This is a genomic window from Halolamina rubra (assembly GCF_000739555.1).
Taxonomy (GTDB): Archaea; Halobacteriota; Halobacteria; order Halobacteriales; family Haloferacaceae; genus Halolamina; species Halolamina rubra.
The window spans coordinates 64,808-77,093 of the sequence record NZ_BBJN01000045.1 but is presented as its reverse complement, the minus strand read 5'-3'; the positions used below and the strand labels follow the sequence as shown (position 1 = coordinate 77,093).

Below are 12,286 nucleotides of genomic sequence, written 5' to 3'. Positions count from 1 at the left end.
TCTGACTCGGCCGGCGACGACCACCCGGTCGACGTCGGCGCCCTCCCGCGGAGCGTTCGCCCGGACGTCGACGACGACCGAAACCCGTGGTACCTCACCGAGGTGGACCCCGAGGCCGCGCGCGAGGTTCGCGACGCGATCCAGGCGTCGGGGACAGAATCGTCGGACCCGTACCCCGAGGGGGAGGCGTACGCGCGCATCGTCGGCGAGACGCCGGACGAGCGCACGGACCGGTCGTCGCCGAGTCGGGGAGCGAGCGCGTCCATCGTCGACGAGCAGTACCCCCCGACTGACGACGACGACTGATCGGTCCGGGCGCCGCCAACCCCGGTTTCGTTCTGCTTAACTCCGCGGACGAGCAAGCCCGCGTGTGGATCCCTTCGACGTGCTCGGCGTCGACCCCGACGCCGACGACGCGGAGATCTCCCGGGCTTACCGTCGGCGCGTGAAGGAGACGCATCCGGACCAGGGTGGCTCCCGCGAGGCGTTCATGCGACTGCAGCAGGCGTACGCCGCCGTTCGGGACGGCGACGTCGAACTCGCGGAGGACGGCTCCATCGCCGAGTCAGCCGACGACGCCGACGCTGCGGCCCGGACCGAGCCACAGGGGCCGCCGCCGGGCACGTCGCGGATGGAGTATCTCGACTACGACGTGCTGGCCGACTACGGCTGGGAGATCGACGACGAGGACCTGTTCGAGGCGGCGTCGGACGCCGACCTCGGCCCGGGGGAGTACGGCCGCCTGCTCGTCGACCACGACGAGACGCTGCTCGAGGCCGCCGAGCGCTGCGGATTCGCGTGGCCGTACGCCTGCCGGGGCGGCGCCTGTGCGAACTGTGCGGTGCTGGTTCGGGAGGGGGAGGTCGAGATGGCCCGGAGCCACGTGCTCCCGCAGGGGATGGTCGACGAGGGGATCCGGCTCTCCTGTCTCTGTCGGCCGGTGAGCGACGAGCTCCAGGTCGTCTACAACGTGAAACACCTGCCGGGGCTGGACGAGCTCCGCCTCCCCTCCCAGCAGTTCTGAGCTACCGCCGGCCGCCCGCGGGCTGTTTTCGCCGCCGTTCGACCGCCGGGTTCGTCCAGGCCCAGTCGGCGTCGACGTGGTCGAACGCGCGGGCGGGCTCGTCGACGGCCTGGCCCAGCGGCCGGGCGCTCCCGAGGTCCGGACCCACGTCGGTGATCCGGACCGCCGCGACACAGCGCGTGCGCTCGGAGTAGTACACCGCCTCGTCGGCGCCGGCGAGCACGCCGACGAGCGTTCGGTTCCCCACGTCGGCGTCGAACAGCAGGTCGGCCGTCCGCTTCCGGACGCTCACGTCGGGGGTTCGCGGGCGCAGCGCCCTGACGAGCGCGTCGAACGGCGTCGTGGTACGCGTTCGAGTAGCCATACACCACCCTCGGGAGCACAGCCTAAAGGGAGTGAGCCATCCCCGGAGTGAAAGTGAAGGGAACGGCGAAAGTGAACGCGGTTGCCGGACGCACAACAGTGATGTGCGCCCCCGACGACTGTCCTGTATGGAGTACGTAGCGTTCGACGAGGCCGAGACGTACGAACCCGACGAGGGCTGGCAGCGGCGCGCGCTCGCCGGCAGCGACCAGTTCACCTTCGAGTGGTTCGAGAAGCCGCCGGGCCACTCCTCGCCGATGCACGACCACGAGAACGAGCAGGTCTGTGTCTGTCTCCAGGGCGAACTCACCGTCCACACCGAGGAGGAGTCGGTGACGCTGTCGGAGAACGACTCGGTCCACCTCGAGGCCTGGGAGTCCCACCGCGTCGAGAACGCGAGCGACGAGCGCGCGGTCGGCCTCGACGTGTTCGCGCCCGGCCGCGGCTTCGACTTCTGGACCGACCGGGAGTGACGGCCTCGGCGACCGAAACGCTCACCAGCGCTCCGGCCCCACGGTCGGGTATGGCACAGACGACTCTCTCCGTCGAAGGGATGGCGTGTGGCGGCTGCGAAGAGACGGTCGAGGACGCGGTCGGCGCCCTCGACGGCGTCGAAACCGTGGCGGCGGACAACACGACCGACACGGTCGAGATCGAGGGCGACGTGGACACCGACGCCGTCGCCGACGCGATCGAGGACGCCGGCTACACCGTCGCCTGACCGCGATCAGTCGTTTCCTTCTGACTCCGCACCGGCAGCCAGCAGCGACGCGACCCGTTCGGGGCGGTCCATCCCCGCACAAACCGACAGCACGATCAGGTCAGTACCGTCGTCGATCGGCGTGTCGCCGCCACGGACGCCGCCGCCGTCGATCGCCTCGTCGAGGCTGCGCCGGGCGTCGACGATCGCCTCGCGGTTGAGCCAGTCCGGCGGCCCCATCGTGACGAGCAGCGCCCGCGTCGCCCGCGAGAGGTCGGCCTCCGCCGAGCGGTGGCGGAACAGCGAGCGCCGGACCGCGGTCTCGATCGTGCTGTAGCTCTCGATCTCGTCGGGCGCCTCGTCGTTCGACAGCAGGCGATCCAGCAACGAGGGCGGCTCGGTGACCTGTTCGCGCCAGTGACCGATCGTGGCGTAGCCGCCCTCGCCAAGCGTGGCGATGATCTCGCTGGCGTCGACGACGCTCTCGCCGACCGCGGCGGCGTCGGCGGCCTCCCCCGCGCCGAACAGCGCGCCGGTCCAGTCCGCGATCGTCGCGTTCGCGGCCTCGTAGGCGGCAGCGGCCTCCGCCTCGGGCGGGCGCTCGGCGGGCGCGTCGAGGCCGGCGTTGTCGAACAGCAGCTGTGCGTCCGCCGCGGCCTCGAGCCCGCGGAGGCCGGCGCGGGCGTTGGCGGCGGCGTCCTCGTCGGCGCCGGGAAGGACCGTCAGCGCGTACACCGGGCGATCGACGGTGTCCCTGAGCGTGTCGATCAGCACCGGGGCGGCGCCGGCACCGGTCGCCCCGCCGACGCCGAGGGGGATGAGCACCGCGTCGGCGGCCGCGGGGACGGCGTCGGCGGCCGCCCGGCTGAGCTCCCGGACGTTCGACTCCGCGGCCGCGCGGACGGCCGCGGCGTCGCCGGTCGATCGCGAGGTGGTGCCGAACGCGTGGCGGTGCTCCCGGGGCACCGCGAGGTCGTCGAGCGCTTCGGGGTCGGTGTCGAAGGCGGCGACGGCGGCGACGTACGGGCGATCGTCTGGTTCGGTGGCGGCCATCCGTGCGGCCAGCCGGCCCCCCGCACCGCCGACGCCGAGCACGGCGAGTTTCACGGTTCCCGGTTACTCCCCGGGGGCATAGTTGCTTCGTCGCCCCGCCGGCTCGACGGCCGCGGGACCGACGTTCGAGCGCCGCCAGGTCCCCCAGAAATCGGCTAAATCTGCCTGTTTATTTCGCTTTCTGGCTGGAAGAATCAGTACAATAATACTATATCGGTACGAAACGTAACATCGATAAGTGACACCCATGAAGGAGAACGGGCCACGAACGGACGAGAGCCGCGGCGACGCCGCTCCGACGTTCGAACACCAGTTCTACCGGGCGATGGCGTCGCGCGAGCGGCGCCGGCTGCTCTACGTCTTGCTCGACGGCGAGGAGCGGACCGTCGAGGAGGTCGCCACGGTGCTCGTCGGCTGGGACGCGACGGAGTCCGGGACCGTCGGCGACCCGGACGACCGCAACCTGGTCCTGCTGCGGCTGGTGCATATCCACCTCCCCCTGCTCGACGACGCCGGACTGGTCGCCTACGACGACGAACGCGGGCGCGTCCGGGCGGAGTCGCTGGACGAGGCGACCCGCGAGTACATCGAGCGGGGGATCGACGCCGAGTCGGAGTCGACGCCGTAGCGATGTTCGACTCGATGCTGGCGGACGTCCGGGAGATAAACCACCGGTTCACCGTGTACGCCGACGGCGAGCCCTCCGCCGTCGACGACTGGTTCGCCAACCACCGCGTCGACGTGGTCCGTCGCCCGCTCCCGCCGGGCGGCCCGGAGCCGTTCGTCGCCGTCGAGCGCAACGGCGCGTTCGCCGGCGTGCTCCCGCTGGCCGTGCTCGAGAACCTGCTCGAGCCGCCGGTCGTCAGGCCCGCGCGCACCGACGACCTCTCCCCGGCGTACCGCGCGCTGTTCGAGGTGCTTGACGAGACCGTCTACCGGTCGATGGACCGACAGGAGCTGCTCGCCGTCACCCGCGAGATCGAGGACCGCGCCTACCGGATGGGGGAGGGAACCCTCCGGGTCGGCTTCCAGCGGCTCTCGATCTTCCGCACGCAGGTTCCGGCGTACAGCCGGCTCGCGGCCTCGGGCGTGGCCGTCCACGTGTACGGTGTGGCCGACTGGACGCCGCCGGCGATCCCCGGCGTGACGTACCACGCCAGCGCTGCCGGCCCGGTCGGCGAGTACTGGGTGGTCGCCTTCGACGGGGGGAAAGACCGGACCCAGTCGTGCGCGCTCGTCGCGCGAGAAGAGGCGGAGGGGTACAGCGGGTTCTGGACGAACGACGCGGCGGTCGTCGCCCGGATCGGGCGCCGACTCGACGCGATCGACGCCGATCAGTCGCCGACGGAGCGCGACTCCGCGCCCCGGTAGCCGACGCCGTCGGGCTCGACGGTGATCGACCCCTCCCCGGTGACGGTGACACGGCAGTCGGCGTAGGTGAACACGACCTCCCCGCGGGTCATCCCGTTGACGACGCCCGCCAGCGCGTCCGGGTCGATCGCGTCGTACAGCGGCGGCAGGTCGGTCGGATCCGTCTTGGTGGTGGTCGCGACCGCCTGCACGGTTCGTTCGGCAACTGAGTCGGTCTCCGTCTGCATGGCCGACCCATACAGACACGTGGGCAAAAATACTCGTCAGACATACATATTTTCTCTATCACTAATCCGTGAGGTCGTGTCACGACGGGGGTTGTCCACGACCGGGTTCGTCGACACGAGACGTAACACCATTAGGTTTCATCGGGGTGCGCGTCGAGTGACGCAGTCCGAACGTTGATACGGGTCGACTGGATAGGCGGCAGTAGTGGAAACAGCTACGCGACTCTCCCGCTGGCGGGAGCTCTCCTTCACCCCCAGCGAGCTGACCGGCGCGTTAGGGGATTCGGTTACGGTGCTCCCCATCGTCGTCGCCGTCGGCGCGCTCACGGAGCTGTCGCTGGCGCGGATGCTGCTCGGCTTCGGCGCGTTCCAGGTCGTCTGGGGGCTCTGGTACGGGCTGCCGATCTCCGTCGAGCCGATGAAGGCGCTGGCCGCGCTCGCGATCGGGGGCGTGCTGGGCGTCGACGAGCTGCTGATCGCGGGGCTGCTCGCGGGCGTGGTGCTGCTCGGCGTCGGGACGACGGGCGCGTTGAGCGAGGCCGCCCGCTACGTCGGCGAGCCCGTCACTCGCGGCATCCAGCTCGCGGTCGCGCTGATCCTCCTGCAGACGGGCGTCGAACTCGGGCTGGGCGACCCGGCGCTGGCGCTGGCCGGCGTCGCCGCCGCCGGCGTCGTCGTCGTCGCGGGCTACCGGCGCGCGAGCGCGCTGGTCGTGCTCGCGCTCGGGCTCGGCGTCGCGCTCGCGAGCACGGGCGTCCCCACGCCGTCGCTCCCCGCGGTGGGGCTGGCGCTCCCGGACCCGAGCGGGATCACCCGGACGGCCGCCGAGGCGACCGCGGCGCAGCTGGCGATGACCGTCGGCAACGCGGCGGTCGCGACCGCACTCCTGCTCTCGGAGTACTTCGACGCCGACGTGACCCCGGACGAGCTCGCGACCAGCATGGGCGCGATGAACGTCGCGGCGGTCCCGTTCGGCGCGCTCCCGATGTGTCACGGCAGCGGCGGCGTCGCGGGCAAGTACGCCTTCGGCGCCCGGACGGCCGGCTCGAACGTCCTGCTCGGCGGGCTGTACGGCGTCGCCGCGCTCGGCACCGCGGTGGTGGCGGCGTTCCCGATGGCTGTACTGGGCGTCGTCCTGGGCCTCGTCGCGCTCGAACTCGGTCGCTCGGCGTTCGGGAGCGGCCACCTCCCCACGACGATCGCCGTCGGCGCGGTCGGGCTCGCGACCAACGTCGGTCTCGCGTTCGTCCTCGGCGTCGCCTGGTGGGTCGCGCGGGAGCGATTCCTGTAACCGGTGCCGAAAGCCGGATGGGGCTCGACGGCGTACCGGGTGGTAATGGCTGACGAACTCGCTCCCGAGGAGCTCCGACGGAAACTCGAGGACGGCGACGAGCCGCAGCTGATCGACGTGCGCGACCCCGCCGAGTTCGAGCGGGGCCACCTCCCCGGCGCCGAGAACGTCCCGATGACCGAGCTCCCGACCCGGATCGACGAGATCGAGTTCGACGACGAGGTGGTCGTCGCCTGCCAGATCGGGCAGGCGTCGCTGCAGGCGGTCCGGCTGATCGAGAGCTACGAGGGCGCCGACGGCTCCTCGGTGTGGAGCCTCAGGGACGGGATGGAGGGGTGGGACGGCGAGGTCGAGGCCGACGCCTGACCGTGCTGTCGCTCTCCCGGGCGGCCTACGACGAGGTCCTCACCCACGCCGAGGCTGGCGGCGCCGAGGAGGTCTGTGGCGTGCTGGCCGGCGATCGCACCGCGGACGGGACCGCGCGCGTCGACGCCGTCCAGCGCGCCGCGAACGTCGCCGACAACCCCCGGACGCGCTACCGGATCGACCCGGAGGAGCAGCTCGCGATCATCGAGACGATCGAGGACGCCGGCCGCGAGGTGGTCGGGTTCTACCACAGCCACCCCGCCGGGCCGCCGGTTCCCAGCGACACCGACGCCGAGCGCGCGGCGTGGCCGGGCTACTCCTACGCGATCTGTCTACCCGGCGAGCGGCCGTATCTCGGCTCCTGGCGCTGGACGGGGGAGACGTTCGAGCGAGAAGCGGTTGCGCTGCGGCCCGAGTAGTCCGCTCGCCCTACGCGGCTGACCGCGTGTCGGGTGGCGCTCGCCCTGCACGGCTGAGTTGTGCCGCGTGGCGCTCGCCCTGCTCGGCTGAGTTGTGCCGCGCAGCGCTTCAGTAGTCCTCGTCGGCTGACCGCGTGCCGACGAGCTCAGTACTCGTACAGCGACACCACGAACGGCAGCTTGTTGTACATCATCACCGCGATTGGGATGCCGACGATGCTCACCGTGAACACGTAGGCGACGCCGGTCCAGAGCGCGCTGGCCCACCAGCCGACGAGCAGGAACCACGCCCCGCGGACGAGCAGCCCGTAGCGCTGCTTCCCGGGGTTCCCCTCGGCGTCGACGAAGTCGCGCTCCTTCAGCGAGAGCACCTTCGGCGTCGCGTTGATCATCTTGATCCCCAGCGGGAGGCCGATGATGGTGACGTTGAGGAACCACGCGATCCCCAGCCAGATTCCCGTGGCCCACCAGCCGATCAGGAGGAACCAGACCGCACGCACCGCGAGGGAGGGCGCGTCATCGCCGCTGTCGGTCGTCGTACTCATACCTGAATCGAGGAGGCACGCGGTGAAAGCCCTGACGGCGACCAGTTAGTTCCCGGATAGGTAGTCGCTCGCCTGCGGCTCCGCGGGGTCGGTCGGCACCTCGACGAGCCGCGGCTCGTCGGCGTCGACGGCGTCGGCGACGGCCTGCCGGACCTCGTCTGGGGTCTCCGCGCGGGTCGCGCCGACGCCCATCGACTCGGCGAGCGCGACGAAGTCGATCGGCGAGTCGCCCCAGGCGTAGGAGCCCGGCGGGAGGCCGTGGTCGCGCTCGGCGCCGTCGCTGATGATCGCGTAGTCCTCGTTCCGGAAGACGACCGTCGTCACGGGCAGCTCCTCGGCGGCCGCGGTGTGGAGCTCGTGGACCGCCATCATCAGCCCGCCGTCGCCGGTCAGCGCGACCACGTCTGCCTCGGGGTTGGCTGCCTGTGCGCCCAGCGCGGAGGGGAGCCCGCTGCCCATCGTCGCCCACGAGCCCGGGTTGACGTACGAGCGCGGCCCCATCGCGGGGAACGTCGCGAGCGCCCAGATGCGGAAGCCGCCGGCGTCGGCGGCGACGATTGCGTCGTCGGGGGTCCCCTCACGGACCGCACGCAGCGCGCCGGGTGAGGTGAGCGGCGGTTCGCCGTCGACCAGCTCGTCGACGCGCCGCGACACCGACTCGCGGAGGCTCTCGGCGACCCCCGCGGCGTCGTGGTCGGAGATCGGGAGCTTCCCGTTCAGCGCCGCGATCGTCGGCTTCGCGTCGGCGACGATCCCCACGGCTGGCTCGTAGTTCGTCCCCAGATCGTCGGGGGAGAGCGTGACGTGGATCAGCTCCCCGGGGATCTCGAGGCTCCGGCCGCGGGTGACCAGCTCGTCGAAGTCGGTGCCGACCGCGAGCACCGCGTCGGCGTCGGCGACGTGGTCGTGGATCTCCGGCGTGGTCGCGCCACAGAGCACGCCCGCCGAGAGCGGGTGGTCCTCCGGGATCACGCCCTTTCCCTTGTACGTCGTCAGGACGGGGGCGTCGTAGCGCTCGACGAACTCGACGAGCTCCTCGCTCGCCCCGGCGCTGCGGACGCCGCCGCCGGCGATCACGACCGGCGTGTCGGCGTCCGCGAGGAGCTTCCCGGCGTCGGCGACGGCGTCGGCCGGCGGGCGAACTACCTCGTCGGTTCCAGCTTCGCCGACGGCGCCGTTAGGTTCCGCCGCCGGGAGGTACGACTTCGGGATCCCGAGCCGGACCGGCCCCTTCGGAGCCGTCGTCGCCGTCGCCACGGCGCGCTCGACCTCCGCGAGCACGCCTTCCGGGTTCTTCACCACGCGGTTCTCCTTGGTGACGGTGTCGTACGTTTCGGGGGGCGTCTCGTGGATGCCGTCGCGACCGCGCACCTCGGGGTCGGTCTCGACGGCGATGTGGACCAGCGGCGTGTTGTCGTTGTACGCGTTCTTCAGCCCGTTCATCGCGTTCATGTCGCCCGGGCCGGGGACGACGACGGTCGCGGCGGGCCGGCCGGAGGTCTCGGCGTACCCCCACGCCTGCTGGGAGACGGCGGTCTCGTGGCGCGCCATCACGAACCGCACGTCGTCGCGGCCGTCGACTGCCTCGTTCAGCGGCAGCGTCTGCTTCCCCGGGATGCCGAACACGGTGTCGATCCCGCTGTCGACGAGTCGGTCGATGACTGCGGCGGCGAGAGTCATGGCTGTAGGTGGCGCACGGCGACGGGAAAACTGTATCTCACTCCGAGCGGGGCAACAGCCTCCGGGGACCCGTAATTTATCAACGAACGCGACGCACCTCCAGCAGAATGCCGGATCTCCTCGACGCGGCCGTCGCCGCCTTCCTCGCCGTCGACGACGCCTCCCTCCACACGACGACCGGGGTCGACTCGCTCCCGGACGACGCGGCTGAACCGCCGATCGAGGCCGCACGGGAACGCCTCGAAGCGTACGACTCGCTGGTCACCGACGACGGGACCGTCCTGCTCCCCCTGCACGAGCGCGATTCTGCGGAGCTGACCGGCGAGTACGTGGAGTACCGTCCGAGCGGTCTCGCGCCCGTGTACGTCTACCGCGACGCGAGCAAGGGGAAGCAGGCCCGCCTGGACCCGGGCGCGATCGGCGACACGACGCTGGGCTGGCGACTCCGCTTCTGGACCGGCGCGTTCGAGCCGCCGACGGCGCCCACCTACGTCGGTGAATCGGACACCGAATCGGCGGTCCGCGCCGATCCGGTCCAGATGATGGACGCCGACGAGCGGGCGGCCTTCGGCGACGAACTCGTCGACGCCGTCGAGGAACTCCGCGAACGCGACCGCGAGGCCACCCGGGAGATGCTGGCCGAGCGCGGCTATCGACACGTCTGCCGGACGGAGGGCGGCATCCGGGAGACCGTCTACACCGGCCAGCGCGTCACGGAGTCCGACGGGACGGTCGACGTGTTCGCCATCCCGGAGGAGGACGGCCAGCGCCGCTTCGACATCCCCGGCGAGCACGGCATCTACCCCGACTCGGAAGTGCTCCTGCTGCCGAACCCCGACGCCTCCAAGGTCTGGGTGGATATGGACGACACGCCGTTCCCGGTCGAGGCACGCGTCGCGACCGTCGACGACGGCGCGGTCGGGCTCTCGTTTTTCGAGGACCGCGGCCCGGGATCGGACGAACTCCGGCGGTATCTCCAGGACGACCGCGCGGTGTTCTCGGTGCTCGCGCTGCTCAACGGCGTGCCGTACGACCGCGAGCGGGCGGGAGTTCGGGCGATCCGAGACTCGCCCGAGAAGTGGGACGTGCTCACCGGCCAGCGACCGCTGGGGTTCACGCCGGAGTTCACCGTCGACCTCGACACCGAACTCGCGCTCAACGAGTTCCAGGAGACGGCCGCGAAACGCGCGCTCCGGGCGCGGGACGTGTACTGCATCCACGGGCCGCCGGGGACGGGGAAGACCCGGACGCTGATGGCCGTCGTGCAGCAGGCGGTCGCCGACGGCCAGCGCGTGCTCGCCTGCGCCCACTCGAACCAGGCGGTCGACAACCTGCTCGTCGGCGCCAGTTCGGCGGACGACCCCGACCCCGGGACGCTCCACGCGATGGCCGTCGACGACGACCGCGAGGAGATCGACATCCGCCGGGTGGGTCACACGGAGAGCGAGCTAATCGAGGAACGGTACACCGACGGCGTCGTCGCCGCGGCGGACGTGGTCGGCGCGACGACCAGCATGGCCAGCCAGTTCGACGCCGACGAGTTCGACGTCGCGGTGCTCGACGAGGCCACACAGGCGTCGATCCCGGCGAGTACGATCCCCTACGCCTGTGCGGAACGGCTGGTGCTCGCGGGCGACCACAAACAGCTCCCGCCGTTCGCGTCGGACGAACTCAGACAGCGCGATGCCGAGGTGTCGCTGTTCGAGCACCTGCTGGAGACGTACGACGACGGCGTGCGGACGATGCTCCGCCGGCAGTACCGGATGCACGAGGAGATCGTCGCCTTCCCCAACCGAGCGTTCTACGACGGCGAACTGGAGACTGCCGAACGCAACCGCGAGTGGACGATCGACGGGCTGGACCCCCTCGTCGCCTACGACGTCGCGCGAGGGGAGGAACGCACCTCGGGGAACTCCTACCGGAACCCCGCCGAGGCCGAGATCGTCGCCGACGAGGTGGCGGCGTTGCGAGAGCGGGGCGTCGCCCAGTCGGAGATCGGCGTGATCACCCCCTACACCGGACAGATCGGCTGTATCAAGAACGCGCTGGCCGACCGCGACGTACGGACGCGTGAGATCAAAGTAAACACGGTCGACTCCTTCCAGGGGAGTGAGCGGGAGGTGATCCTGCTCTCGCTGGTTCGCTCGAACGACCGCAACGCCTCAGGGTTCCTCACGTTCGGCGACGAGGGGCGACGCCGGCTCAACGTCTCGCTGACCCGGGCGAAGCGCCGACTCGTGGTCGTCGGCGACTGGGAGACGCTCGGGACGGTCGCCGACCACCAGTCCCCCGAGGAGTCGTCTGCCGACGTGTACGCGGCGCTCGGTGACGCGTTGTCGCTCCGGCGGCCGTCGATCCAGGGGGCGTCGCAGTAAGCGATCTGGCGAGGCGTCGCTACTGGTTCCAGGCCGCGGCGTCGGGGTCGACCAGCCGACGCTCCTCGTCGATGCCGTCGATTGTGGCCACGTCCTCGTCGGTCAGATCGAGCGCGGTGGCTTCGACGTTCGCGCGGATGTGGTCGGGGTCGGTCGACTGCGGATCGGCACCAGCGCCTCCTTCTCGACGGCCCAGGCGATGCAGACCGCCGCGGGCGTGGTGTCGTGGCGCTCGGCGACTTCCTGAATCTCGGGGGTGTCGAAGATCTCGCCCTGGCCGAGCGGGCAGTAGCCGACGACGGTGTGATCGTGCTCGGCGGCGTACGCGCGGAGTTCGTCCTGCGGGAACAGCGGGTGACACTCGACCTGGTGAGCCGCGATGTCGGCGTCGAGGATCTCGCGGGCCTCGTCGAGCAGTTCGGGGGTGAAGTTCGAGACAGCGACGTTGCGGGCGACGCCCTCGTCGTGGAGCTCCTGCAGCGCGCGCAGGCTCTCCTCGGGGTCGTACGCGCCTGTCGGCCAGTGGACGTACAGCAGGTCGACGGCGTCGACGCCCAGCCGGTCCAGGCTCTCGTAGCTGGTGCGCTTGGCGTCCTCGTAGCCGAGGTTGTCGGGGAGGATCTTGCTCGCGAGCACCACGTCCTCGCGATCTACGTCGGCGAGGCGGATTCCCGCACCCACTGCGGGCTCGTTGTCATACATCTGTGCGGTGTCGATGAACCGGTAGCCGGCGTCGAGCGCGGTCCGGACCGCGTCGGCGCAGTCGTGGCCTTTCGCGCCGGACGTGCCGAAGCCGATGTCGGGGAGGTCGAGACTCATGGCTGTAGCAGGGCGGTGGGGTCGGCGGCGTAAAGAACTCCGCTTCGCGGCGA

At 71.0% G+C, this 12,286-nt stretch carries 15 protein-coding genes and 1 pseudogene; 10 read left to right on the top strand and 6 right to left on the bottom strand.

The features are described from left to right. Nucleotides 1–306 (top strand): hypothetical protein (locus ACP95_RS15895; RefSeq protein WP_049981506.1); only part of this gene is annotated, 306 nt, incomplete at its 5' end. 64 nt (nt 307–370) lie between these two features. Further along, nucleotides 371–1,024, top strand: a complete 654-nt coding sequence (gene fer, locus ACP95_RS12400; protein WP_049981505.1) for a ferredoxin Fer — start codon at nt 371–373, stop codon at nt 1,022–1,024. Between the two features lies 1 nt (nt 1,025). Here the strand turns inward: fer and ACP95_RS12395 are convergent, their stop codons facing one another. Then, nucleotides 1,026–1,388, bottom strand: a complete 363-nt coding sequence (locus tag ACP95_RS12395) for a hypothetical protein (RefSeq protein WP_049981504.1) — start codon at nt 1,386–1,388, stop codon at nt 1,026–1,028. 127 nt (nt 1,389–1,515) lie between these two features. On the opposite strand from ACP95_RS12395, the gene ACP95_RS12390 reads away from it, so the two are divergent. Both ACP95_RS12390 and ACP95_RS12385 read left to right on the top strand, forming a co-directional pair. Then, nucleotides 1,516–1,860, top strand: a complete 345-nt coding sequence (locus ACP95_RS12390; protein WP_049981503.1) for a cupin domain-containing protein — start codon at nt 1,516–1,518, stop codon at nt 1,858–1,860. 50 nt (nt 1,861–1,910) lie between these two features. Beyond that, nucleotides 1,911–2,108: a heavy-metal-associated domain-containing protein gene (locus tag ACP95_RS12385; RefSeq protein WP_049981502.1), complete on the top strand. Its 198-nt coding sequence runs from the start codon at nt 1,911–1,913 to the stop codon at nt 2,106–2,108. Nucleotides 2,109–2,114: 6 nt separating this feature from the next. Here the strand turns inward: ACP95_RS12385 and ACP95_RS12380 are convergent, their stop codons facing one another. Further along, nucleotides 2,115–3,194, bottom strand: a complete 1,080-nt coding sequence (locus ACP95_RS12380) for a hypothetical protein (RefSeq protein WP_049981501.1) — start codon at nt 3,192–3,194, stop codon at nt 2,115–2,117. Between the two features lie 193 nt (nt 3,195–3,387). Here ACP95_RS12380 and ACP95_RS12375 point away from each other — a divergent pair, with 193 nt between their 5' ends. Continuing rightward, nucleotides 3,388–3,768, top strand: coding sequence for a DUF7344 domain-containing protein (locus ACP95_RS12375; RefSeq protein ID WP_049981500.1), 381 nt, complete (start codon nt 3,388–3,390; stop codon nt 3,766–3,768). Nucleotides 3,769–3,770: 2 nt separating this feature from the next. Further along, nucleotides 3,771–4,511 carry a DICT sensory domain-containing protein gene (locus tag ACP95_RS12370; RefSeq protein ID WP_082224682.1) on the top strand — a complete coding sequence of 247 codons (741 nt, stop codon included), beginning with the start codon at nt 3,771–3,773 and terminating at the stop codon, nt 4,509–4,511. Here the strand turns inward: ACP95_RS12370 and ACP95_RS12365 are convergent. Continuing rightward, nucleotides 4,475–4,738: a HalOD1 output domain-containing protein gene (locus tag ACP95_RS12365; RefSeq protein WP_049981499.1), complete on the bottom strand. Its 264-nt coding sequence runs from the start codon at nt 4,736–4,738 to the stop codon at nt 4,475–4,477. The genes ACP95_RS12370 and ACP95_RS12365 overlap by 37 nt on opposite strands. 205 nt (nt 4,739–4,943) lie before the next feature. Between ACP95_RS12365 and ACP95_RS12360 the strand changes: the two genes are divergently transcribed. Genes ACP95_RS12360 through ACP95_RS12350 form a run of 3 tightly spaced genes read left to right on the top strand, consistent with a single transcriptional unit; the run spans nt 4,944 to nt 6,814 of the window. Beyond that, nucleotides 4,944–6,029: a putative sulfate/molybdate transporter gene (locus ACP95_RS12360; RefSeq protein ID WP_049981498.1), complete on the top strand. Its 1,086-nt coding sequence runs from the start codon at nt 4,944–4,946 to the stop codon at nt 6,027–6,029. A 45-nt stretch (nt 6,030–6,074) separates the two neighbouring features. Beyond that, the gene (locus ACP95_RS12355) at nt 6,075–6,395 is read left to right on the top strand and encodes a rhodanese-like domain-containing protein (protein WP_049981497.1); all 321 of its coding nucleotides are present in this window, start codon (nt 6,075–6,077) and stop codon (nt 6,393–6,395) included. Between the two features lie 2 nt (nt 6,396–6,397). Then, nucleotides 6,398–6,814, top strand: coding sequence for a desampylase (locus ACP95_RS12350; RefSeq protein ID WP_049981496.1), 417 nt, complete (start codon nt 6,398–6,400; stop codon nt 6,812–6,814). Between the two features lie 146 nt (nt 6,815–6,960). Here ACP95_RS12350 and ACP95_RS12345 read toward each other — a convergent pair whose 3' ends face one another. After that, nucleotides 6,961–7,359: a YccF domain-containing protein gene (locus tag ACP95_RS12345; protein ID WP_049981495.1), complete on the bottom strand. Its 399-nt coding sequence runs from the start codon at nt 7,357–7,359 to the stop codon at nt 6,961–6,963. 45 nt (nt 7,360–7,404) lie between these two features. Next, nucleotides 7,405–9,039 carry a thiamine pyrophosphate-binding protein gene (locus ACP95_RS12340; protein WP_049981494.1) on the bottom strand — a complete coding sequence of 545 codons (1,635 nt, stop codon included), beginning with the start codon at nt 9,037–9,039 and terminating at the stop codon, nt 7,405–7,407. A gap of 107 nt (nt 9,040–9,146) precedes the next feature. Between ACP95_RS12340 and ACP95_RS12335 the strand changes: the two genes are divergently transcribed. Beyond that, on the top strand, nt 9,147–11,414 hold the full coding sequence (locus ACP95_RS12335; protein WP_049981493.1) for an AAA domain-containing protein: 2,268 nt from the start codon (nt 9,147–9,149) through the stop codon (nt 11,412–11,414). A 19-nt stretch (nt 11,415–11,433) separates the two neighbouring features. Here the strand turns inward: ACP95_RS12335 and ACP95_RS12330 are convergent. Next, nucleotides 11,434–12,233 (bottom strand): annotated as a pseudogene (locus tag ACP95_RS12330) (aldo/keto reductase). Between the last annotated feature and the right edge of the window lie 53 nt (nt 12,234–12,286).